General features: G+C 44.6%; 22 protein-coding genes, 1 riboswitch and 1 other annotated feature. Of the genes, 16 read left to right on the plus strand and 6 right to left on the minus strand.

Annotation, left to right across the window (positions count from 1 at the left end):
• Nucleotides 1-49: 49 nt before the first annotated feature.
• From lolA to AB4274_RS03440, 4 genes are all read left to right on the plus strand, one after another.
• The gene (gene lolA / locus AB4274_RS03425) at nt 50-646 is read left to right on the plus strand and encodes an outer membrane lipoprotein chaperone LolA (RefSeq protein ID WP_372111000.1); all 597 of its coding nucleotides are present in this window, start codon (nt 50-52) and stop codon (nt 644-646) included.
• A gap of 64 nt (nt 647-710) precedes the next feature.
• The gene (locus tag AB4274_RS03430; RefSeq protein WP_372111002.1) at nt 711-2,066 is read left to right on the plus strand and encodes a replication-associated recombination protein A; all 1,356 of its coding nucleotides are present in this window, start codon (nt 711-713) and stop codon (nt 2,064-2,066) included.
• 142 nt (nt 2,067-2,208) lie between these two features.
• Complete coding sequence (serS, locus tag AB4274_RS03435; protein ID WP_017107656.1) at nt 2,209-3,516, plus strand: serine--tRNA ligase; 1,308 nt, start codon at nt 2,209-2,211, stop codon at nt 3,514-3,516.
• Nucleotides 3,517-3,737: 221 nt separating this feature from the next.
• Entirely contained in the window at nt 3,738-4,004 is a 267-nt protein-coding gene (locus tag AB4274_RS03440) for a DksA/TraR family C4-type zinc finger protein (RefSeq protein ID WP_017060251.1), read from the plus strand.
• Nucleotides 4,005-4,128: 124 nt separating this feature from the next.
• On the opposite strand, the gene bioA is transcribed toward AB4274_RS03440, so the two are convergent.
• The gene (bioA, locus tag AB4274_RS03445; protein ID WP_372111004.1) at nt 4,129-5,406 is read right to left on the minus strand and encodes an adenosylmethionine--8-amino-7-oxononanoate transaminase; all 1,278 of its coding nucleotides are present in this window, start codon (nt 5,404-5,406) and stop codon (nt 4,129-4,131) included.
• A gap of 159 nt (nt 5,407-5,565) precedes the next feature.
• Here bioA and bioB point away from each other — a divergent pair, with 159 nt between their 5' ends.
• The 4 genes from bioB to bioD are packed head-to-tail and all read left to right on the plus strand — an operon-like array spanning nt 5,566 to nt 9,300.
• Complete coding sequence (gene bioB, locus AB4274_RS03450; protein WP_016792500.1) at nt 5,566-6,618, plus strand: biotin synthase BioB; 1,053 nt, start codon at nt 5,566-5,568, stop codon at nt 6,616-6,618.
• Nucleotides 6,605-7,816, plus strand: a complete 1,212-nt coding sequence (gene bioF / locus AB4274_RS03455) for an 8-amino-7-oxononanoate synthase (protein ID WP_372111078.1) — start codon at nt 6,605-6,607, stop codon at nt 7,814-7,816. The genes bioB and bioF overlap by 14 nt, the downstream gene beginning before the upstream one ends.
• Nucleotides 7,817-8,620 carry a malonyl-ACP O-methyltransferase BioC gene (gene bioC / locus AB4274_RS03460; RefSeq protein WP_372051731.1) on the plus strand — a complete coding sequence of 268 codons (804 nt, stop codon included), beginning with the start codon at nt 7,817-7,819 and terminating at the stop codon, nt 8,618-8,620.
• The gene (bioD, locus tag AB4274_RS03465; protein ID WP_017060255.1) at nt 8,617-9,300 is read left to right on the plus strand and encodes a dethiobiotin synthase; all 684 of its coding nucleotides are present in this window, start codon (nt 8,617-8,619) and stop codon (nt 9,298-9,300) included. Before bioC ends, bioD begins: the two co-directional genes overlap by 4 nt.
• 114 nt (nt 9,301-9,414) lie before the next feature.
• Here bioD and AB4274_RS03470 read toward each other — a convergent pair whose 3' ends face one another.
• Nucleotides 9,415-9,582, minus strand: a complete 168-nt coding sequence (locus tag AB4274_RS03470) for a hypothetical protein (RefSeq protein ID WP_017060256.1) — start codon at nt 9,580-9,582, stop codon at nt 9,415-9,417.
• A gap of 276 nt (nt 9,583-9,858) precedes the next feature.
• Between AB4274_RS03470 and htpX the strand changes: the two genes are divergently transcribed.
• Nucleotides 9,859-10,722 carry a protease HtpX gene (gene htpX, locus AB4274_RS03475; RefSeq protein WP_372055086.1) on the plus strand — a complete coding sequence of 288 codons (864 nt, stop codon included), beginning with the start codon at nt 9,859-9,861 and terminating at the stop codon, nt 10,720-10,722.
• Between the two features lie 314 nt (nt 10,723-11,036).
• Here htpX and purB read toward each other — a convergent pair whose 3' ends face one another.
• The 3 genes from purB to mnmA all read right to left on the minus strand — a co-directional run bounded on the left by purB (nt 11,037) and on the right by mnmA (nt 14,348).
• Complete coding sequence (purB, locus tag AB4274_RS03480; protein ID WP_372111007.1) at nt 11,037-12,407, minus strand: adenylosuccinate lyase; 1,371 nt, start codon at nt 12,405-12,407, stop codon at nt 11,037-11,039.
• Between the two features lie 143 nt (nt 12,408-12,550).
• On the minus strand, nt 12,551-13,168 hold the full coding sequence (gene hflD / locus AB4274_RS03485; protein ID WP_009848813.1) for a high frequency lysogenization protein HflD: 618 nt from the start codon (nt 13,166-13,168) through the stop codon (nt 12,551-12,553).
• Nucleotides 13,169-13,211: 43 nt separating this feature from the next.
• Nucleotides 13,212-14,348 (minus strand): tRNA 2-thiouridine(34) synthase MnmA, encoded by a 1,137-nt coding sequence (gene mnmA / locus AB4274_RS03490; RefSeq protein WP_017068076.1) that lies wholly within the window; start codon nt 14,346-14,348, stop codon nt 13,212-13,214.
• 204 nt (nt 14,349-14,552) lie between these two features.
• On the opposite strand from mnmA, the gene AB4274_RS03495 reads away from it, so the two are divergent.
• A complete protein-coding gene (locus AB4274_RS03495; RefSeq protein ID WP_010439986.1) occupies nt 14,553-14,822 on the plus strand; it encodes a hypothetical protein in 270 nt (89 codons plus the stop codon).
• A 102-nt stretch (nt 14,823-14,924) separates the two neighbouring features.
• Entirely contained in the window at nt 14,925-16,229 is a 1,305-nt protein-coding gene (locus AB4274_RS03500; protein WP_017060261.1) for an inosine/guanosine kinase, read from the plus strand.
• Between the two features lie 194 nt (nt 16,230-16,423).
• On the opposite strand, the gene AB4274_RS03505 is transcribed toward AB4274_RS03500, so the two are convergent.
• Complete coding sequence (locus tag AB4274_RS03505) at nt 16,424-16,834, minus strand: H-NS family nucleoid-associated regulatory protein (protein ID WP_017060262.1); 411 nt, start codon at nt 16,832-16,834, stop codon at nt 16,424-16,426.
• A gap of 364 nt (nt 16,835-17,198) precedes the next feature.
• Nucleotides 17,199-17,376, plus strand: a riboswitch (Lysine riboswitch).
• Nucleotides 17,377-17,488: 112 nt separating this feature from the next.
• Between AB4274_RS03505 and AB4274_RS03510 the strand changes: the two genes are divergently transcribed.
• From AB4274_RS03510 to hisB, 5 genes are all read left to right on the plus strand, one after another.
• Complete coding sequence (locus AB4274_RS03510; RefSeq protein ID WP_017060263.1) at nt 17,489-19,081, plus strand: Na+/H+ antiporter NhaC family protein; 1,593 nt, start codon at nt 17,489-17,491, stop codon at nt 19,079-19,081.
• Nucleotides 19,082-19,271: 190 nt separating this feature from the next.
• Nucleotides 19,272-19,407, plus strand: a sequence feature (His leader region).
• 53 nt (nt 19,408-19,460) lie between these two features.
• On the plus strand, nt 19,461-20,357 hold the full coding sequence (gene hisG / locus AB4274_RS03515) for an ATP phosphoribosyltransferase (protein ID WP_017060264.1): 897 nt from the start codon (nt 19,461-19,463) through the stop codon (nt 20,355-20,357).
• Nucleotides 20,357-21,658, plus strand: a complete 1,302-nt coding sequence (gene hisD, locus AB4274_RS03520) for a histidinol dehydrogenase (protein ID WP_372111010.1) — start codon at nt 20,357-20,359, stop codon at nt 21,656-21,658. Before hisG ends, hisD begins: the two co-directional genes overlap by 1 nt.
• Nucleotides 21,659-21,667: 9 nt before the next feature.
• Nucleotides 21,668-22,708, plus strand: a complete 1,041-nt coding sequence (gene hisC, locus AB4274_RS03525; RefSeq protein WP_372111011.1) for a histidinol-phosphate transaminase — start codon at nt 21,668-21,670, stop codon at nt 22,706-22,708.
• Nucleotides 22,709-22,839: 131 nt separating this feature from the next.
• The gene (gene hisB / locus AB4274_RS03530) at nt 22,840-23,928 is read left to right on the plus strand and encodes a bifunctional histidinol-phosphatase/imidazoleglycerol-phosphate dehydratase HisB (protein WP_017067390.1); all 1,089 of its coding nucleotides are present in this window, start codon (nt 22,840-22,842) and stop codon (nt 23,926-23,928) included.
• Nucleotides 23,929-23,932: the final 4 nt, after the last annotated feature.

The following is a 23,932-nucleotide window of genomic DNA, read 5'->3' on the forward strand; positions in this document are numbered from 1 at the left end:
GTCGGTCAAATCGAAAATATGACCGACTTATGTTCTAACAGGATTATTGATGAAAAAAGTATTCGCACTTTTATTTATGAGCTTCTCAGTGTTTGCTTCTCCGAAAGAAGAGTTGAGTAGCCGTTTGGCATTAAACGCAGGCTTCAGCGCTGACTTTAAACAAGTCGTGACTAGCCCTGATGGTGATGTGGTGATGGAAGGTGAGGGCATGGTAGAGATTGCACGCCCAAGCTTGTTCCGCTGGGAGACTACGTTTCCTGATGAAAACTTGTTGGTATCTGATGGCCAAAGCTTGTGGTACTACAGCCCGTTCATTGAGCAAGTGAGCATTTACTGGCAAGAGCAAGCGACATCACAAACACCTTTTGTCCTGCTTACACGCAACCAAGAAAGCGATTGGGACAACTACAACGTGGCGCAAACGGGTAACCAATTTACGCTAACGCCAACCGCTGTCGATTCTAATCAGGGCGACTTCCAGATTAACATCACCGAAAAGGGCATTGTTCAGGGCTTTAATGTGATTGAACAAGATGGTCAAAAAGGTGAGTTTACCTTTAGCAATGTTGACTTGGGTAAACCTGCAGCAGACCGCTTTACTTTTGTGGCACCGGAAGGTGTCGAGGTCGACGACCAAAGAAACTGATCTAAACAAGCAGATCGTTTGGTAGTACGTCGATAGGCATTAATGCCATCAACGAATCAAGAGATTGCAATTGAGTAATTACAGCTTAGATTTTGCGGGGGACGAAGATTTTCGTCCCCTTGCTGCTCGTATGAGACCGGAAACTGTCGAACAGTACATCGGTCAGCAGCATATATTAGGCCCAGGTAAACCACTTCGCAGAGCGTTGGAAGCGGGCCATATCCACTCGATGATTTTGTGGGGGCCTCCGGGCACCGGTAAAACGACGTTAGCCGAAGTAGCAGCAAACTATGCGAATGCTGAAGTGGAACGCGTATCGGCGGTAACCTCGGGCGTAAAAGACATTCGTATTGCAATTGAAAAAGCGCGCGAGAACAAGCAAGCAGGGCGCAGAACCATCCTGTTTGTGGACGAAGTCCATCGCTTTAACAAAAGTCAGCAAGATGCTTTTCTGCCTCATATCGAAGATGGCACCGTAACCTTTATTGGTGCGACAACAGAAAACCCTTCTTTTGAATTGAACAACGCTTTGTTGTCACGTGCGCGTGTCTACAAACTGACTTCCCTGAATACAGATGATATTTCTCTCGTTATTCGCCAAGCGATTGAAGATAAGCAACGTGGGTTAGGTGATGTGCCTGCTGATTTTGCTGATAATGTTTTAGATCGCCTTGCAGAACTGGTTAACGGCGACGCGCGTATGTCGCTTAACTACCTTGAACTGCTGTATGACATGGCAGAAGACAACGATAAAGGCGAGAAAGCGATAACCTTGCAGTTGTTGGCTGAAGTGGCTGGTGAGAAAGTCGCTCGTTTCGATAACAAGGGTGATATTTGGTACGACCTAATCTCCGCGGTTCATAAGTCAATTCGTGGATCAAACCCTGATGCGGCCTTGTACTGGTCTGCGCGAATGATTGCTGCGGGTTGTGATCCTTTGTATATCGTTAGACGCTTGCTGGCGATTGCTTCTGAAGATATCGGTAACGCTGATCCTCGTGCCATGCAGGTAGCGATGTCGGCTTGGGATTGCTTCACGCGCATTGGCCCTGCTGAAGGCGAGCGTGCGATTGCGCAGGCGGTTGTTTATCTCGCATGTGCACCAAAGAGTAACGCCGTTTACACCGCGTGGAAGCAAGCGTTAACAGATGCTCACAATCTTCCTGAATATGAAGTGCCGCATCATTTGCGAAATGCACCGACAACTTTGATGAAGAACATGGGCTACGGGCAAGAATACCGTTATGCTCATGACGAACCAGGAGCCTACGCGGCGGGTGAAAAATATCTGCCTCCTGAAATGGGAGAGAAACAATACTATTTCCCAACAAAACGAGGCTTAGAGAGCAAAATTGGCGAGAAGCTAGATTATCTGGCGGATTTGGACGCAAAAAGCCCACAAAAACGCTATGAAAAGTAGTCTTTTTTGGATATCGTTACCTAGTCATAAAATTTCAATTAAATCGTTATAAATTGGTCGAAATAGCACCAGTTTTAGGGGTTTAGCAGTGATTCAGTAGCAAACTACTGAATATTCAAATAACTAAAGCATAGGATTAGCAATGCTGGATTCTAAATTACTTCGAGCTGAGCTGGATGAAACAGCGGCAAAATTAGCACGTCGAGGCTTCACCCTTGATGTAGAGACAATTCGTGAACTTGAAGAAAAACGTAAGTCCCTTCAGATGAAAACTGAAGAGCTACAAGCGTTACGTAACTCTCGATCGAAGTCCATTGGTCAAGCGAAAGCAAAAGGCGACCATGAAGAAGCTGAGCGTATCCTTGCAGAAGTAGGCAACTTAGGCGCAGAACTAGACCAAGCTAAAGTAGCATTGGCTGATCTTCAATCTGAGCTAGAAACGATCACAATGTCTATTCCTAACCTACCTGATGCAGAAGTGCCAGATGGTAAAGATGAAGATGATAACGTAGAAGTTTCTCGTTGGGGTCAACCTAAGACTTACGACTTTGAAGTGAAAGATCACGTAGATCTTGGCGAAATGTCTGGCGGTCTTGATTTTGCTAGCGCAGTTAAAATCTCGGGTTCTCGTTTCATCGTGATGAAAGGCAAATTTGCACGTCTACACCGTGCTATTGCTCAGTTCATGCTGGACCTTCACACTGATGAGCACGGCTACACAGAAATGTACGTACCGTACCTAGTGAACCACGATAGCCTTTACGGTACTGGTCAACTTCCTAAGTTCGGCGAAGACTTGTTCCACACAAGCCCGCTAACTGAGCAAGTAAGTGACGTGCCTCTTAAGACTCTATCGCTTATCCCTACTGCGGAAGTACCGGTAACGAACATGGTTCGTGACACGATTACTGATGAAGCTGAACTGCCACTTAAGATGACAGCTCACACGCCATGTTTCCGTTCTGAAGCGGGTTCTTACGGTCGTGACACTCGTGGTCTTATCCGTATGCACCAATTCGACAAAGTTGAATTAGTACAAATCACTAAGCCAGAAGACTCAATGGCAGCGCTTGAAGAGCTAACTGGCCACGCTGAGAAAGTACTTCAACTTCTAGAGCTTCCTTACCGTAAAGTGATTCTATGTACAGGTGACATGGGCTTCGGTTCTGCGAAAACTTACGACTTAGAAGTATGGGTTCCAGCACAAGAGACTTACCGTGAGATTTCTTCTTGTTCAAACATGTGGGATTTCCAAGCGCGTCGTATGCAAGCTCGTTTCCGTCGTAAAGGCGAGAAGAAACCTGAACTTGTACACACACTAAACGGTTCTGGTCTTGCTGTTGGTCGTACTATGGTTGCTATTCTTGAGAACAACCAAGAAGCAGATGGCCGTATTGCTATCCCAACAGTACTTCAGCCATACATGGGCGGCGTAACGCACATCGGTTAATTAGATTGATTAAGCATTAGGTTACTTATAAAACCCAGCCAACAGGCTGGGTTTTTTATTGCCTATAGAATAGTGCAGTGGCGAGAAATAAATAATTTTTGTTACCTATGTGTAATAGTGTTTTATTGATTTTGATAATTATTACAATCCTTAAATGTGGCTATAATATGCTCTTACCGCGGTAGGTATAGATTTTCTCGTTCAAATACTGAGGAGGGCTTATGGCCGTAGGATGGGCTGGTGACGATAGTGTCAGCCAGCAAATACAAAATACCATTGATGATGAGATCTCTCGTGTAAGAGGAAACCTTCGAGGTGGTGAGGGTTTGCGTTATTGTGATGAGTGTGGTGATGAGATTCCGGAACAAAGACGACGCGCGATCAAAGGCGTTCGTTTGTGTATAGAATGTCAGTCAATATTAGAGCATGACGCACATCGACATTCATTGTTTAACCGTCGAGCAAGTAAAGATAGCCAATTACGTTAAACTGACGGTTACCTTCAAGCAGTTAAGGCCTTACTTTTATGTAAGGCCTTTTAGTTTAATTAAATGATTTATTAATGAAGATATATAGAAATAATCGTCGCTCTTGTTTAGAGCAATAAACGCCTTATTTAAAGCAATGAGTATTTTGTAATGCAGTGTCGATAGCAGCGACCAATTGCTCAATATGTTGTGGTTTGATAATAAACGGAGGCATCATATAAATTAGCTTACCAAACGGACGGACCCAAACGCCTTGCTCTACAAAGTGAGCTTGGATGGTTTCCATATCGACAGGTGTGTGGGTTTCAACGACGCCAATCGCGCCCAACCAGCGAACGTCTTTGACAAGATCATGCTCTCGCAATGGTGGTAGCAACTCAGAGAAAAGCTGTTCGATCTGTTGAGTTTGATTTTTCCAATGACCTTGCTCGATGATGGATAAACTTGCCGCACCGACTGCGCAAGCTAATGGGTTACCCATGAATGTTGGCCCGTGCATAAAGCAGCCCGCTTCACCGCCACATACCGTGTCAGCTACTTCCTTACTCGCAAGCGTCGCTGACAATGTCATATAGCCACCAGTTAAAGCTTTGCCTACGCATAATATGTCCGGTTGAACATCGGCATGCTCACAAGCGAACAGTTCCCCTGTGCGGCCAAATCCGGTCGCAATCTCATCCAAGATCAGCAATACGTTGAATTCATCACACAGCAAGCGAACTTGTTTTAGGAACTCAGGGTGGTAGATGCGCATGCCGCCAGCCCCTTGAACGATAGGCTCTAAGATCACCGCTGCGACTTCTTGATGGTGTGCTGCCAGCTTTTCTCGAAAACTATCGATGTCACTTGAGTTCCACTCATCCCAAAAGCCTGTTTTTGGCGAATCAGCGAAAATATGTTCCGGCAAAAAGCCTTTGTAGAGGCTGTGCATCGAATTGTCAGGGTCGGTCACTGACATCGCCGCAAAGGTATCACCGTGGTAGCCATCTCTTAGTGTGAGGAACTTTGAACGAGGTTGTCCTTTAGCGTGCCAATATTGCAATGCCATCTTGAGGCTAACCTCTACGGCAACTGAACCTGAATCGGCCAAAAATACATGCTCAAGATTACTTGGCGCGAGATTCAAAAGCTTCTTACATAGATCGATAGCGGGCTGGTGGGTGATGCCACCAAACATAACGTGTGAAACCTTATCGATTTGACTATGAGCTGCAGCGTTTAGCTCTGGATGATTGTAGCCGTGGATGGTTGACCACCAAGATGACATACCATCAATAATTCGTTTTCCGCCTTCTAATTCTAGGTAAACACCGTCTGCGTTGGTGACTGGGTAGCAGGTCAGAGGTGTTAACGTTGATGTGTAGGGATGCCAGATATGCTGGCGATCAAAGGCGAGATCCATAGTAACTTCCATTCTTGGTGTGGTTAAAAAATAACCAGATGTAAACTTTTGATATTATCAATGTGTTGACAGTCTAAAGCTTGTCGGTAGACTAGCCAAGCATAAATGCAATCTCTATTGATAGAGATGAAACATCAAATAATAAAAAAGGATCGACACGTGGAAGTTCGTCATGACTGGACAGTTGCTGAAGTAACAGCGCTGCTTGAAAAACCGTTTATGGATTTAATGTTTGAAGCTCAAGTGGTTCATAGACAGTACCAAGAGCACAACCACGTGCAAGTGAGTACGCTTTTATCGATAAAGACAGGTGCTTGTCCTGAAGATTGTAAGTATTGCCCTCAAAGTGCTCACTACCGAACGGATGTCGACAAAGAACGCTTAATGGAAGTTGAGCGTGTTTTGGATGCGGCGCAAAAAGCCAAGAATGCGGGCTCAACTCGCTTCTGTATGGGCGCGGCATGGAAAAACCCGAAAGAGCGCGATATGCCTCACCTAACTGATATGATCAAAGGTGTGAAAGGCATGGGTCTAGAAACCTGTATGACATTGGGCATGTTAACGCCGGATCAAGCAGGCGAGCTAGCCGACGCAGGTTTGGACTACTACAACCATAACCTTGATACGTCTCCAGAATTTTACGGCAGCATCATCACCACTCGTACTTACCAAGATCGTTTAGATACGCTATCTCACGTACGTGATGCCGGTATGAAGATCTGTTCTGGTGGCATTATTGGTATGGGCGAAAGTACCAATGACCGTGCAGGCCTGCTGGTAGAGCTAGCGAACCTTCCGGTACACCCTGAGAGTGTGCCAATCAACATGCTCGTGAAAGTGAAAGGCACACCGATGGAAAACGTCGATGATGTTGAATCTTTTGACTTCATTAAGTTGATTGCGATTGCTCGTATCATGATGCCAATGTCAGCGGTTCGTCTATCTGCAGGTCGCGAGAATATGAATGAACAGATGCAGGCGATGTGCTTCATGGCTGGCGCGAACTCTATCTTCTACGGTTGTAAGCTACTGACTACGCCAAACCCAGATGAAGACACGGACATGCAGCTGTTTAAGAAGTTAGGCATCAACAGCCAACAAGTGGCTCAGAAGCCTGATGAAATTCAAGAAAACGAACTGTTAGATCAAGTAGTGGAGCGCGTTGCTGCTCGTCCAACGAAAGATGACATGTTCTACGATGCCACTGTTTAAATCCCGTATCAAAGATGCCCTTGTTCAACGCCGTGAGCAGGGGCTAACTCGTCAACTTAAAGTGCTCGAAAACAGTAATGGTCCTTTGCTTAATTGCGAAGGTTCTCGCTTTATTAATTTTTCGAGTAATGATTACCTAGGCTTGGCGAACGACCCTGAATTGGTGGAGGCGTGGCAAGCTGGGCTTTCCCTTTATGGTGCTGGCAGTGCGGCATCGCCATTGGTCACGGGTTTTAGTCCTGCTCATAGAAATTTAGAAGCTCAGCTGTGTGAATGGTTGGGCTTTGAACGTGCGATTCTCTTTAGTTCTGGTTTCAGTGCGAACCAAGCCTTGTTGTTTTCTCTGCTCGAAAAAGACGACTCTCTGCTGCAAGACAAGCTTAATCACGCCTCTTTGATGGAAGCGGGGATGCTTTCTCATGCAACCATGAAACGCTTTAAACACAACGACACGCAGCATCTAGAGTCTCTATTAAGCCGATCTCTACAATCCTTGGTCGTCACTGAGGGCGTATTCAGCATGGACGGCGATCAAGCGCCTCTCAGCCAGATATCTAACCTGACTCATCAATACGACAGTTGGTTGGCGGTTGATGATGCCCACGGTATCGGCGTATTAGGTGATAAAGGAGCTGGGAGTTGCAGTGCAGCACAAATCTCCCCCGATATTTTGGTGGTGACCTTTGGCAAAGCATTTGGCGTTTCTGGTGCTGCGATTCTTTGTTCGTCAGAAGTGGGTGATTACTTAACTCAGTTTGCTCGTCATCATGTGTACTCGACGGCGATGCCACCTTCACAAGCGGTGGCTTTATCTCATGCCTGTAAGATGACTCAAACTCAAGAGTGGCGCCGAGAAAAGCTGACTGAGTTAGGGTCTCTCTATGCAGAGCAGGTGAGCGGCTTGAAAGGCTTTGTGGATACTCAGACTCCGATTAAGCCATTTGTGATAGGTGAAGCACAAGCGGCATTATCAATAGCTGAAGAGTTAAAGCAAAACCAAGTTTGGGTGACCGCAATAAGGCCGCCAGCCATACCTGCTGGAACTGCTCGATTACGAATCACGTTAACAGCTAACCATAGTCAGAAGCAGATTCTTCAGTTAACCCGTTCGTTACGTCAAGCAGTGGAAACAAATCTTGAATCAAGCTTTGAATCGAATAGTGAAACTCACATCGAAATAAATAATGAGGCTCAGTAAATGTCACAAGAAGCAGTCGTGCATAATTACGTAGGCCAAGATAAGAATGCGATTGCCGAAGCTTTCGGCAAAGCGGCAACAACCTATGACAAACACGCTGAATTTCAACGCGATGTTGGCCACCGATTACTGGATAAATTACCCAGCGATCTGTCAGGCTTTAAGGTGCTGGATCTAGGTTGTGGTACTGGCTATTTCTCCGAGCAACTTGTAAAACGAGGCGCCGAAGTGGTTTGCGCTGATCTTTCTGTTGGAATGCTAGCAACAGCAGAGAAGCGGTGTGGTGCATCTGTATCTTTATATCAACAAGCCGATGCCGAACAATTGCCGTTTGAAGATGGGTGCTTTGACATCGTTTTCTCTAGCCTTGCGTTGCAATGGTGTGACGATTTGTCGTCGCCTTTGAGAGAGATGAAGCGTGTTACAGCGGCTGGTGGGCGTGTTATTTTCTCAACTTTGCTTGATGGGTCGCTGTTTGAACTGAAAAAGTCGTGGTCAAAAATTGACGCACATCAACACGTTAACCATTTTATTACAATCAATAAGGTAAAAATTGCGTTAGCGCAATCTAGCTGTACCGTTCATCAACTAGACTTGCCCACCATCACCGTTTGGTACGACACTGCGTTTGAACTGATGCGCGACCTTAAAGGTATCGGCGCTAATCACGTAAGTGGTCGCTCACAAGGTTTAACAAGTCGTCGCATGTTGCAGCTTGTTGATCGGGAATATCGAGAGTTTAAGAACCATCAAGGTTTCTTACCAGCAACATATCAAGTTTGTTTAGGGGTTATTCAATTATGATTGATGCATTATTCATTGCAGGTACGGATACCGAAGTGGGAAAAACTGTGGTTTCAAAAGCGATTCTTCAAGCTTTGGCCGCACAAGATTTATCAACAATTGGTTACAAGCCAGTTGCTGCAGGGAGTGAAAAATCCCCTGAAGGACTACGTAATAGTGATGCACTGCATCTTCAAGAAGCGGCGACGCAAGATATTGCTTACGAAGACGTCAATCCATACGCGTTGTTGCTACCATCATCGCCTCACATCGCTGCTAAGCATGATGGTGTTGTAATTGATGAGGCGGTATTATCAGCGAAGCTAGAAGAGCATAAGAAAAACTCTGACATCGTGTTAGTTGAAGGTGCTGGTGGTTGGCGAGTCCCGGTTTCAGACGATGAATATCTTTCTAGCTGGGTTAAAAAAGAGCAACTGCCAGTGGTACTGACTGTGGGTATTAAACTTGGTTGTTTGAGCCACGCTCTATTAACGGCAGAAGCGATTCGTGCTGATGGCCTAAACCTAGTAGGTTGGGTCGCAAACCGTATCAATCCAGGTACTGAGCACTACGCAGATATTATTGCGATGCTTGAAGATAAGTTAGGTGCACCTAAGTTAGGTGAAATCCCTTACGTCCCAAAAGCGAAGTCTAAAAACATTGGTAAGTACATTGATGTGCAGCCTTTGCTTGCGCTTTAATTACCACGTTATGTACTAAATAAGAAAAGGGCTGCGATTGCAGCCCTTTTGCTATTTTAAGCCTTTAGACCTTGAGTTGATAAACAACCGGTCTTTTAATAAACAAGCTTAGAACTAATGTTCTTTAGTCAGTCCCATTAAAGCTTGCTGAGTTTCTGTGATTTTTGTCTGTGCCGTTTGCGGTGTTAGGATTCCAACCTGCTTTTTCGCTTCTTCTTCAGTAATCCCTAGGTGACAGCACAGTAAATCGATAGCCATTTGAGTGTTAGTACCTTCAACCATGATCCTTTCCTTTTTGTACATGGACTAGCCAATAAATCATCTGAAGTCACTGTAAACGGATTGTTATATCGACACCATACGACTTAGGTCTAATAGAGTGGATTTAATTCGGATATGGTCTCGTAATCAAATGTTGCAATTTAATGCTTAACCTTGTTTTCTTAATCTAAGACTATATGTATAAGTAAGTATAAGTCTTCAAGGTTGAAACTATTGCTGTCTGCCTTGTCTATAACAATAAGTTTTATAAAAACAGCTTTCATGCGGAGATAAGTAATGAAGCGAGTAATGTTGTTCCTTGCAACTAACCTAGCGGTTGTATTGGTACTAAGTGTTGTTCTTAATGTTGTATACGCAGTTACAGGTATGCAACCCGGTAGCCTCTCAGGTTTATTGGTGATGGCTGCGGTATTTGGTTTTGGCGGCTCATTCATTTCATTAATGATGTCGAAGAAAATGGCGCTACGCTCGGTAGGCGGCATGGTCATTGAAAGCCCACGTAACGAAACAGAACATTGGTTGATGGAGACGGTAAGCCGTCAAGCTCAACAAGTTGGTATTGGTATGCCAACAGTGGCGATCTACGATTCGCCAGACATCAACGCATTCGCAACAGGTGCTAAGCGTGACGATTCATTGGTAGCGGTATCAACAGGCCTTCTGCACAACATGACACGTGACGAAGCTGAAGCGGTATTAGCGCATGAAGTTAGCCACATCGCGAACGGTGATATGGTGACCATGACGTTAATGCAAGGTGTAGTGAACACGTTCGTTATCTTCCTATCTCGTTTTATCGCCAACATTGTTGCGTCGAATGACAACGAAGAAGAGGGTGGCAGCAACATGATGGTGTACTTCGGTGTGTCTATGGTGTTGGAATTGGTATTTGGTTTCTTAGCAAGCTTCATTACGATGTGGTACAGCCGTCATCGTGAATTCCATGCCGATGCAGGTGCAGCGAACCTAGTAGGTAAAGAGAAGATGATTGCAGCGCTAGAGCGCCTAAAGGTGAGCCATGAGCCACAACTAGAAGGTTCTATGATGGCATTTGGTATCAACGGTAAGAAGTCTCTAACAGAGCTTCTAATGAGCCACCCGCCGCTAGACAAGCGTATTGCTTCTCTACGTAACATGTAATCGCTACGTATTCTTCAGTCGCTAATCGACAAGATACATTTGAAAGGCTTCCTTCGGGAGGTCTTTTTTGATCTTGGCATCTAAGACAGTAAGTATTCGAGGAATAGGTGTCTGGCGATAGAGGGTTACTGGTGATGAAGCATTACGATATTGATTGGTTGATATCGCACGGATTGAGATGAGTAGGGTAATGATACTGGGTTGCTTTGTATTATTTTGCTGACGTCTCTTGTGCTCAATACACTTTGTTCCGCTCAACAAAAAGGCTTCCACATGGGAAGCCTTAGTCTATTCTGTGATTCGAAATTCGAACCTTACAGCTTGTCAGTCAGCTCGATTGCTTGACCGATGTAGTTCGCTGGTGTCATCTCTTTCAGGCGAACTTTCTCGTCTGCAGGGATTTCAAGACCGTCGATGAATACACGCATGCCCTCGCCATCTACACGCTTACCACGAGTTAGCTCTTTTAGCTTCTCGTATGGCTTCTCGATACCGTAACGACGCATTACTGTTTGTACTGGTTCAGCCAGTACTTCCCAGTTCTTGTCCAGTTCAGCAAGTAGCGCTTCACGGTTAACTTCTAGCTTGCTAATACCTTTCAGAGTTGAAGTGTATGCAATGATTGCGTAGCCAACACCAACACCTAGGTTACGAAGAACCGTAGAGTCAGTTAGGTCACGTTGCCAGCGAGAAACTGGAAGTTTTTGTGCAAGGTGGCTAAATACTGCGTTAGCTAGACCAAGGTTGCCTTCAGAGTTTTCGAAGTCAATTGGGTTAACTTTATGCGGCATTGTAGAAGAACCGATTTCGCCAGCAATAGTCTTCTGCTTGAAGTGACCAAGAGCGATGTAGCCCCAAACGTCACGGTCGAAGTCTAGAAGGATCGTGTTGAAACGAGCAACAGCGTCGAATAGCTCAGCGATGTAATCGTGAGGTTCGATTTGAGTTGTGTACGGGTTCCAAGTTACGCCAAGAGATTCAGTGATGAACTCTTCAGAGAACTGGTGCCATTCAACTTCTGGGTATGCAGAAAGGTGTGCGTTGTAGTTACCTACCGCGCCGTTGATTTTCGCTAGGATCTCAACGCTTTCGATTTGCTTGTATTGACGTTCCATACGGTACGCAACGTTAGCCATCTCTTTACCCATAGTAGAAGGAGAAGCTGGCTGACCGTGTGTACGAGAAAGAAGAGGAATGTCACGGTACTCGTTCGCAAGTGCTTTGATAGCATCAATTACGTTACGAATTTCTGGAAGAATCACTGTGTCACGAGCTTCTTTAAGCATAAGCGCGTGAGAGGTGTTGTTGATGTCTTCAGAAGTACATGCAAAGTGAATGAATTCGTTAACTGCGTGAAGCTCAGGAACGCCCGCAACTTTCTCTTTCAAGAAGTACTCAACCGCTTTTACGTCGTGGTTTGTCGTGCGCTCGATCTCTTTGATACGCAGAGCGTCTTCTTCGCTGAAGTTAGCGGCTAGTTCATCAAGAAACTGGTTAGCTTCTGCACTGAACGCTGGTACTTCCTTGATTGCATCAGTAGCTGCAAGCTTTTGTAACCAACGAATTTCAACGATAGAGCGGTACTTTAGTAGTCCAAACTCACTAAAGATGCTGCGTAATGCAATAGTCTTACTTCCGTAACGGCCGTCTACTGGTGAAACAGCAGTCAATGCTGACAGTTCCATGGTGTTCTCCTGAATTGAGTTTTCTAAATTTTGAGAGGTTTATACCAGTAACAATCTCAATTGTCACGCACATTGCGCAATCGTTTGCGTGAGAGTTGTGTTGATACAAAAAACAAGCTCGCGACAAGGCGCGAGCTAATAAATCACATTCGAGCTAGTAGGATTTGAGCCTGCTCGATCATCTTCTTGCGACCGAAGATAAGGTGGCGGCGTTTACCACCAACCTGGCGCCATAACACAGCGCTTCGAATCCCTGATAGAAGCAGTGCGCGAACCTTATGTTGGCTCGAGGTTTGTTGAAGTACAGCTGGTGTGCCAGAAACCTGAATACGAGGGCCTATTGGGCTCACAACATCAAGGTAGATGCTCGCAAGGTTGCTGATCATTTGCTCGTCGAACAGATCAAAGTGTTCAGTTTGGCGCTCTGCAGTTTGAATGCGATCACCAAGCTGAGACATAGAGTCGTTGCGAGAAGATAGCTTACGCTCAAGAGCCATCAAGCTGATAATGTAGCGAGTAATGTCGCTACCAGCTGGAGTACTATCGATACCTTTTACTAAGCACTCAAGGCCAAGCTTTAGGTTCGCTTCACGTCCAAATACGCCAACTGTATTCGCTGGGTTGGTATTTAAAATAGCACTGAGTGAAGCTTCGAAGGCATCTTTATCACAATGGCCGTCTTTCGCTACTTGTTGAACCAAAGCCACAGCTTGGCAAATTCCGGCGAAAGCAATAGTACGGTCATAAAGTGTATTAGCCACGTAGTAACTCCTAGTTGTCTTCTATCGTTTGTCGTTCGATTAGTTAGATGCGTTTTTCGATGATACCGCCACCAAGACATACTTCGTCTAGGTAGAACACTGCCGATTGACCTGGGGTCACAGCAATCTGTGGTTCATCAAAAATAACCTTAATGTTCTCATCATCAATTGGGATGATTGTACAAGGAATATCAGTCTGACGGTAACGTGTTTTTACCGTGCATGTCATAACTTCAGTAATTGGTGTGCGATTTACCCAATGAAGCTGAGAAGCGATCAAACCTTCTGATTTCAAAAGAGGGTGGTCTTTACCTTGTACTGCGATCAAAACATTACGCTTGAGATCTTTTTCACCAACAAACCATGGCTCTTCATTACCGCCGCCACCTTTAGTGCCACCGATATGAAGGCCTTTGCGCTGACCTAGCGTGTGGTACATCAAACCTTGGTGTTGACCAATCACTTGGCCTTCCGGTGTTTCGATGTTACCCGGTTGTGCTGGTAGGTATTTGCCTAGGAACTCAGTGAACTTGCGCTCACCGATAAAGCAGATGCCTGTTGAATCTTTCTTCTTAGCTGTGATCAAGTCTTGCTCTTCAGCAATACGTCGCACTTCTGGCTTCTCTAATTCACCGACAGGGAATAGGCTGCGTGCCACTTGATCTGAGCTTAGCGTGTATAGGAAATAACTTTGGTCTTTGTTGCTGTCTAGACCGCGTAGCATTTCTGGTTTTACGCCAGCATCAAGCTCTTCTTGAGTTGGGAAAGTACGACGAACGTAGTGACCCATCGCAATGTAGTCTGCGTCTAGCACTTCATCCGCAAACTCTAAGAATGCTTTAAATTTGATTTCTTTGTTACAAAGAATATCTGGGTTAGGTGTACGACCTGCTTTGTACTCTTCAAGGAAGTATTCGAATACGTTGTCCCAGTATTCGGCAGCAAAGTTGATAGTGTGAAGGTGGATACCTAGTTTGTCACATACCGCTTGAGCATCAGCAAGATCTTCAGCTGCCGTGCAGTATTCTTCGTTATCGTCTTCTTCCCAGTTTTTCATGAAAAGGCCTTCTACCTGATAGCCTTGTTGCTGAAGAAGATACGCCGATACTGACGAATCTACACCGCCGGACATACCGACAATTACTTTCTTTTCGCTGTTTCCAGAGCTGATATCTGACATGTCTAAACACCGTTACTATTACTTGGTCGCAGATTCTAACAGAAAGAGAAACGCCGTGACAGATCCGAGACCGGAATCACAGTTTCATTTGCACAAATAGTGCGCTGACTTTGTTAGAGAATCGCATGAGAGCGAGGTGAGTCGCTAGGATGTCAGAAGTATATGTGGCATAGTCGCTCGAAATCCAAGACCTGAGATAAAAAAATGTCTGAACAAAATGAATTTATGCAAGAAGAAGAGCTGATTGAGATCATCGAGAACCAGCTTGAAGATGGCGAACCAGTGAAAGTGAAAGAGACGTTGATGCGTTTAATGATGACAGGCACTCCACGTGAAGAAGCAATTGCGGCTATGGCATGTGCACTGGCAATTGAAGTATTTGACGTTATGAAAAACGGCGCGGAGTTTAATCAAAAACGTTACGCGGAGCATTTGGGCATGCTGCCTGATTTAAGCTTTATGGAAGGCGAATAAAAAAAACCTTCAGCAAACGTTTGCTATAGTTTGAAAGATTGCCGCGTTAAATATAGCGCGGTAGAATCCGCCACCTATTTCCCCTTGACTTAGACTAGCCTTATGAAATTCCCTGGACAACGTAAATCAAAGCACTACTTTCCGGTTCACGCTCGTGATCCTCTAGTGAGCCAAGCTCAAAGCAGTAAAAGAATGTCACGCACTCATATTATCGGTATTGACCAAACATTGGTGGATATTGAAGCAAAGGTGAGTTCTGAACTTATTGAGAAGTATGGTTTGAGCAAGGGACATTCACTGGTTATTGGCGACGCAGCCGCTGAATCTTTGTATCAAGAATTAAAAGAGCAGTGCCTGATTACCAATGAATACGCTGGTGGCACAATTGGTAACACATTACACAACTATTCAGTGCTAGCGGATGACCGTTCTACACTGTTAGGTGTAATGAGCCAAGATATTAAGATTGGTAGTTACGGTTATCGCTATTTATGTAATACATCAAGCAGAATGGATCTGAACCATTTACAAGGGGTAGATGGCGCAATTGGTCGCTGCTTTGCATTAATTACAGAAGACGGTGAACGTACTTTCGCAATTAGCGAAGGACAAATGAACCAATTAAAACCAGAAAGCATTCCTGAAAAAATCTTCAAAAGTGCTTCTGCTTTAGTTTTAACGGCTTATTTAGTTCGCTGTAAGCCAGGCGACCCGATGCCTGAAGCAACAATGAAAGCGATCGAATACGCGAAGAAATACGATGTGCCAGTCGTTCTTACACTAGGTACTAAGTTCGTTATTCAAGATGATCCAGAATTCTGGAAAGATTTCCTTGAGCAACACGTAACGGTTGTTGCAATGAATGAAGACGAAGCTGAAGCGTTAACGGGTGAAAGCGATCCACTGGCTGCATCAGATAAAGCGCTAGACTGGGTAGACCTTGTTCTATGTACTGCGGGACCTGTTGGCCTATTTATGGCTGGTTATACAGAAGATGCAGCTAAGCGTGAAACGTCACTGCCTTTACTTCCAGGTTCAATTGCGGAATTCAACCGTTTTGAATTTAGCCGTCCTGCGCATAAAGATTTATGTGAAAACCCAACTAAAGTGTATTCGCACATTGCGCCATACATGGGTGGACCAGAAAAGATCAAAAATACCAATGGTGCAGGTGATGCTGCGTTATCAGCTTTATTACATGATATGGCTGCTAATAAGTACCACAAAGAAAACGTGCCAAACTCAAGTAAACACCAACATTCATTCTTGACGTACTCTTCGTTCTCACAAGTTTGTAAATATTCTAACCGTGCTAGCTATGAAGTGTTGGTTCAACACTCTCCACGTTTATCTCGTGGCCTTCCTGAAAGAGAAGATAGCCTAGAAGAAGCGTACTGGGAAAGATAAATTACTTTCTTTAATCAGTAGTACTATCAGTATCAGTTGGTTTCTAATACTGATAGTACAAATATAAAAAAGGCTCCGAAAGGAGCCTTTTTTGTTTCTGAATATATTGAAGTCGTAAATAATACTTTGGTCGACTTAAATATTAATTCTATCGCTTAGCGTGTAATTGATTACTCACTAAGTAAACTAAATGTTTAGATAGCAAACTCTTCTAGAGATTTACCAGCATCTAGCTGTTCTTGGATAGCTGAAGGCGTACGGCCTTGACCTGTCCAAGTCTTCTCGTCGCCGTTTGCGTCTACGTATTTGTATTTCGCTGGGCGAGGAGCGCGTTTAGCTTTTGTTGTTTTAGATTTTGCTTCACCAGAAAGTGCAGCAATAAGATCGGCAACATCAATTCCGTCTTTTGCAATTTGTTCAGCAATAGCAGAAAGCTTAGCTTCTTGCTCTGCTTTAGCAGCACGCTCTTCAGCTTCAGACTCTTGACGCTCTTGTACAACAATAGTCAGCTTGTCTAGCGCTTCTTCAAGTTGCTCAAGAGTTAATTCACGTGAGAACGCACGAAGGCTGCGGATATTTAATAGAGTTTTTGTTAATTCAGACATGATATTTTCCATCAAGGTAAACTAAATAATCTTCCTAATAATAAACAGAGCCTAGGAATAAAACAAATAGTATTTCTTCTATTACATATTTAAATATAAAAGTGAGATGAATAGTTGAAAATTCAGAGCAGTATTTCTATTGAATTTATAATAATTATTAAGAATATCTTAAAAAATGATATGTGACAGGTGGAGTAGTCAACTTATGTAGACTATTCTTCTATTGATTAGTTCATTAACAAAAAGCTATTTTTCTCGGAATGATATGTTGCATTGTTGCTCTTGATGAGTACAATTGCGGCTACCTGATGCGAGGTGTTGGTTAATTTGTTGTTAAACTCTGGTTTACACGGTTAATAATGTTATCGCACGTAGAGGTGCAATTATAAAAAGTAACTTCCGTTGGGGTGATGCCAATGAACGGGAATGAAAGGTGTAATTGCCGAAGTAAATTGTATATCTAAGCAATTTGCTGGGGTTGTGCTCAATAGGTACAACACTGCCATAGTCTTAATTTTAAACTATGGAGCGCTACTGTAGGGTTGGGTGAAGTGTTCACTTCCCTTTCGCTTAGTTCAACATGAGCTTGGTCAGCCGTATCAAGTTTGTCTGCAGTAGATCTCTAGCCAAATAAAAAACTGGTTTTTGAAGATCATGAATTTAATAGATTTTGCAACATCACCTTTATCTTTGCTTCCGCCCCTTGTGGCTTTGAGCCTTGCTATTGTTACCCGCCGTGTATTGGTTTCTTTGGGTGTTGGTATCATCATGGGTGCGATTCTACTTGCTGATTACTCAGTAGGTAACGCAGCTAGCTACGTGTTTACTAAAGCATCTGGTGTTTTCATCGAAGATGGTGGCATCAACACTTGGAACATGAGCATCATTGCATTCCTAATTATTCTTGGAATGACAACGGCATTATTAACACTGTCTGGCGGTACTCGCGCATTCGCGGAGTGGGCACAGTCTCGCGTTAAGAGCAAACGTGGTTCAAAACTACTTGCTGCTTTCTTAGGTGTATTCATCTTTGTTGATGACTACTTTAACAGCCTAGCGGTTGGTGCTATCTCTCGTCCTGTAACAGACCGCTTCTATGTATCTCGCGCTAAGCTTGCTTATATCCTAGATTCAACTGCTGCTCCTATGTGTGTGATCATGCCTGCTTCTAGCTGGGGTGCTTACATCATCACGATCATTGGTGGCATCTTAGTGACACACGGTGTGACAGAGTATTCTGCACTGGGTGCTTACGTTCGTCTTATTCCAATGAACTTCTACGCTGTATTCGCACTACTAATGGTGTTCGCAGTAGCATGGTTCGGTCTAGACGTTGGTAAGATGCGTGAGCATGAGATCGAAGCATCTCAAGGCCGTGGCTTTGAAGGTGACAACGATCAAAAGCAAGCTCACGATCTAAACGAAGAGTTAGATATCGAAGAGAGCGAAAACGGTTCAGTTTCTGATCTTGTTATGCCAATCGTATCGCTAATTGTAGCGACAGTGGCTGCAATGCTTTACACAGGCGGCCAAGCGCTGGCTGCTGATGGCCAAGCATTCAACCTTCTAGGCGCATTCGAAAACACGGATGTAGGTAAGTCTCTTGTTTACGGTGGTGTTATTGGCTTACTAGTAGCACTAGCGACAGTATTCAAGCAAAAGCTATCTATGACTGATATCGCAAGAACAATGTGGATCGGTGCTAGCTCTATGTTTGGCGCGATTCTGATTCTTGTGTTTGCATGGACTATCGGTTCTGTTATCGGCGACATGAAAACGGGTTCTTACCTATCGTCTCTAGTAACAGGCAGCATTGATTACCACTGGTTACCGGTTATGTTGTTCCTTCTAGCGGGCGTTATGGCGTTCTCTACAGGTACATCTTGGGGTACGTTCGGTATCATGCTACCAATCGCGGGTGATATGGCTGCAGCATCGGATATCGCACTGATTCTTCCAATGCTAAGTGCGGTTCTAGCGGGTGCAGTATTTGGTGACCACTGTTCTCCAATCTCAGATACGACGATTCTGTCTTCTACTGGTGCTCGTTGTAACCACATCGACCACGTCTCGACTCAGCTTCCATACGCGTTGTCTGTAGCGTTCGTATCGTGCATTGGTTTCATCACTCTGGGTATGACATCTTCAATTGGCATCGCATTTGGCGCAGCGTCTCTAACGTTTGTTGCTGTATGTTTTGCATTGGCTTACTTCTCTCGCTGCAAAATGGCGACGTGCAAAAGCTAAAATTGAAAGTTAATCAGTAAACTATCAGGGAGGCGTTTGCCTCCCTTTTTTGTGCCTGTTAATTTAATTTTAAGTTTCGTGAAAAAAGTTCGAATAAATGGTTGAAAAAGGATGTCAGCTTAGTTAGTGTGGAGACAAGACAGCAAACAACCTAAGAGCTGATAAGTATGCGTAAATTAGTAATGAACATTCATCACCATCATCACCCTATCTAGTCTTTCGGGGAGATTTACGTATACCCGGGAGCAAGATTACTCCCGGAGGTTAAGTCAAAAGAATTTAGATTTAAACCCTCGGGATGATAAAGTCCCCGAGGGTTTTTTAGTTTTAGCGCTTTTAAATAATCAATAAATTCAAATATTTGCACAGGGATACAGCAATGCAGACACAACGCCTAAGAATCGCAATTCAAAAGAAAGGTCGCTTAAGTAAAGAGTGCCAAGACCTACTTAAAAAATGTGGTGTTAAATTTAATATCATGGGTGAGCGCCTAGTGGTTCACTCACTAAATATGCCAATCGACTTGTTACTCGTTCGTGATGACGACATCCCAGGTCTTATCATGGATGGTGTAGTTGACCTTGGTTTCATCGGTGAAAATGAACTAGAAGAAGTTCGTCTAGATCGTGTTGCTCTTAAAGAGCCTTCAGAGTTCCGCACACTACGTCGTTTAGACTTCGGTGGTTGCCGCCTTTCAATCGCTATTAATAAAGACGAAGAATACAACGGCCCACAAGACTTAGCGGGCAAACGTATTGCGACAACCTACCCACAACTACTTAAAGCCTACATGGACGAGCAGGGTGTTGAGTTCAGCACTTGTATGCTAACAGGTTCGGTTGAAGTCGCGCCTCGCGCTGGCCTTGCAGACGCTATCGCTGATTTAGTTTCTACAGGTGCAACGCTTGAAGCGAACGGCCTAAAAGAAGCAGAAGCTATCTTCCAATCGAAAGCAACACTGATTCAACGTGTTGGCGACTTCGACGCAGACAAGACCGCACTGATTGAAAAACTACTGACTCGTATGCAGGGTGTTCAACAAGCGAAAGAGTCGAAGTACATCATGCTTCACGCGCCAACCTCTCAACTAGAGCAAATCAAAGCATTACTGCCTGGTGCTGAAGATCCAACGGTTCTTCCTCTATCTACAGACAAAGACAAAGTTGCCGTGCACCTAGTAAGTACAGAGAACTTGTTCTGGGAAACAATGGAACAGCTGAAAGAGTTGGGTGCAAGCTCGATTCTAGTATTACCAATCGAAAAAATGATGGGGTAGTGACGATGAGAACCGTTGTTTGGCAATCTTTAAGTGAATCACAGCAAGACTCGGTATTAGAGCGTCCAGCTATTACTGAAGGTGCAAACATCACAGCGACTGTTTCTGATGTTATTGCAAAAGTACGAAATGAAGGCGATGCCGCGCTTAAAAAGCTGACTGCAAAGTTTGATGGTGTAACTCCAGAATCTATCCGAGTCAGTTCGGGTGAGATTGAAGAGGCGTGTGCTCGTCTAACACCAGAGATGAAGCAAGCGTTAGAGCAAGCTTATAGCAACATTGCTAAGTTTCACGAAGCTCAAAAGCCGCAGCCAATTAAGGTTGAGACACAGCCTGGTGTTGTGTGTGAGCAAGTGACGCGCGCGATTAATACTGTTGGCCTTTATATTCCCGGTGGCAGTGCGCCACTACCGTCAACGGTTCTTATGTTAGGTGTTCCTGCTCAAATCGCAGGTTGTCGTAAGGTTGTGCTTTGTTCACCTCCGCCAATCGCTGATGAAATCTTGTATGTCGCTAAGCTTTGTAAGATCGACGAAGTTTACAACGTTGGTGGTGGTCAAGCGGTTGCAGCAATGGCTTACGGTACCGAGAGTGTGGCTAAAGTCGATAAGATCTTCGGCCCAGGTAATGCCTACGTTACGGAAGCAAAGCGCCAAGTGAGTAATGACTTCCGCGGAGCAGCTATTGATATGCCAGCTGGCCCATCTGAAGTGTTAGTGATTGCTGATGAAACGGCTGATGCAGACTTCATTGCAGCGGATTTGTTGAGCCAAGCGGAACACGGGCCTGACTCTCAAGTAGTATTGGTAACTCCATCTCCAGTGGTTGCAGACCAAGTAACAGAAGCGGTTCAAAAGCAACTGAAAGAACTGTCTCGTGCGAACATCGCTCAGCAAGCATTGGCTTCAAGCTTAATCATCATTGCTGAATCGATCACTCAAGCGATTGCGATTTCGAATTTCTACGGTCCTGAACACTTGATCGTTCAAACCAAGAATCCACGAGAATTGCTGCCATTGCTAGATAATGCAGGCTCTATTTTCCTTGGTGACTGGTCTCCAGAATCTGCAGGTGATTATGCCTCTGGTACAAACCACGTATTGCCGACCTACGGTTACACAAAGACGTATTCTAGCCTTGGTTTAGCCGATTTCTCTAAACGTATGACGGTGCAAGAACTGACAGCCGATGGCTTAAAAGGTCTAGCTCCGACTGTAGTAACAATGGCGGAAGCCGAAGGCTTGGATGCACACAAACGCGCTGTGACCATCCGAGTTGAAAAGTTAAACCAAGCAAAATAAGGGCAGGGCATGGAAAAGTTAGCGAGAAAACAAGTTCAGGCTCTTACACCTTACTTGTCTGCAAGACGCATTGGCGGCACGGGTGACGTTTGGTTAAACGCCAACGAATCCCCATTCGATAACGAGTACAACGTAAGCTTGTCTCGTCTTAATCGCTACAGCGAATGTCAGCCTAAAGAGTTGATTGATGCTTATGCTCAATATGCAGGTGTGAAATCAGATCAAACTCTGACAACACGTGGTGCCGATGAAGGTATTGAACTGCTGATTCGTGCTTTTTGTGAGCCGAACGAAGACGCTATTCTTTACTGCCCACCAACCTATGGTATGTACGCGATTAGCGCTGAGACGATTGGTGTTGAGCGCAAAGTTGTACCTCTAACTGCTGAATGGCAACTCGATCTTCCAGCGATTGAAGCTCAGTTAGACAACGTGAAAGTGGTGTTTGTTTGTAGCCCAAATAACCCGACTGGTAATTTGGTTGAACGCAAAGACATCATCAAGTTACTTGAGATGACTCAAGATAAAGCAATTGTGGTGATGGATGAAGCGTACATCGACTTCTGCCCAGAAGCGTCAACCGTTGATTTACTTGAGCAATATCCAAACCTAGCGATTCTGCGCACCTTGTCGAAGGCCTTTGCTTTGGCGGGCTTACGTTGTGGCTTTACGCTAGCGAATAAAGAGCTTATCGATGTACTGTTGAAAGTGATCGCTCCTTATCCTGTGCCAATCCCTGTTGCTGACATTGCCGTTCAAGCTCTCTCAGAGCAAGGGCTAGCGCGAGCTAAGTTCCAAGTTCTAGATTTAAGTGCTAACCGAGCGTATTTGCAGGCGGGTCTATTAGGTATGCCTCAAGTGACGGTTTTTGATGGCTGGGGTAACTACTTACTGGTGAAATTCCCGAACGGCGATGAGTTATTTAAAGCGGCTTGGGATACGGGCATTATTTTGCGTAATTCACCTATTGAAGACTGTGTTCGTATTAGTATTGGTAACCGCGAAGAGTGCGAAAAGACACTTGGATTCATTCGTAACTTTTATCAGTAACGAAAGGCTTACCAGTAATAACATTTGCCAGTTTGAGTTGATTAATCGCAGATTGGCAAGTGAAACCAATATTTTGGGTTAGCGTTTGATTTTAGCTAGGCCACCAGATTTAAAATTAAAAGGAAGTTCAAGTGAGTAAACAACAGAAAATACTTTTTATAGACCGTGACGGCACCTTAATTGTAGAGCCGCCAGTTGACTTTCAAGTAGATCGTTTAGACAAGCTAAAATTCGAACCGCGAGTAATTCCTAGCCTACTTGCACTGCAAGACGCTGGTTACCGTCTAGTGATGGTGACTAACCAAGATGGTCTAGGTACCGATAGCTACCCACAAGAAGATTTCGATGCACCACACAATATGATGATGGAGTTCTTCGAATCTCAAGGCGTTAAGTTTGACGACGTGCTTATTTGCCCTCACTTTGACGAAGACAACTGCTCTTGCCGTAAGCCTAAACTGGGTATGGTTAAAGAGTACCTACAAGGCGGTAAAGTCGATTTCCAACACTCTGTTGTGATTGGCGACCGAATGACGGATCTTCAACTGGCAGAGAACATGGCAATCCGCGGTATTCAATATAGCCCGGATGCGGAAACTGAAGGCACGCTTAACTGGCCACAAATCGTTAAAGATCTGACGGTTAATGCGCGTATTGCTGAAGTAGTTCGTACCACTAAAGAAACCGATATCAAGGTTGCAGTAAACCTTGATGAAACCGGTGGCAACAAGATCGATACCGGCATGGGTTTCTTCGACCACATGCTTGATCAAATCGCGACACACGGTGGTTTCCAAATGAACCTGACTGTGAAAGGCGATCTGCACATCGATGATCACCACACAGTAGAAGATACCGCTCTTGCTTTAGGCCAAGCATTGAAAGATGCACTAGGCGACAAACGTGGTATTGGCCGTTTTGGTTTCAGCCTACCAATGGATGAGTGTTTGGCTCAGTGTGCGTTAGACCTTTCTGGTCGTCCATACCTGAAGTTCGATGCTAAGTTCAGCCGTGAGCAAGTGGGTGATCTTTCAACCGAGATGGTGGTTCACTTCTTCCGTTCTCTAACTGATACATTGGCTTGTACGCTACACCTTTCTTCTGATGGCAATAATGATCACCACATCATTGAGAGCCTGTTCAAAGCGTTTGGCCGTACTCTTCGCCAAGCAATCAAAGTTGAAGGTAACGAGTTACCAAGCAGCAAAGGCGTTCTGTAAGGGT

The sequence above is a fragment of the Vibrio sp. 10N.261.55.A10 genome (assembly GCF_041470825.1).
In the GTDB taxonomy this organism is placed as follows: Bacteria; Pseudomonadota; Gammaproteobacteria; order Enterobacterales; family Vibrionaceae; genus Vibrio; species Vibrio crassostreae_C.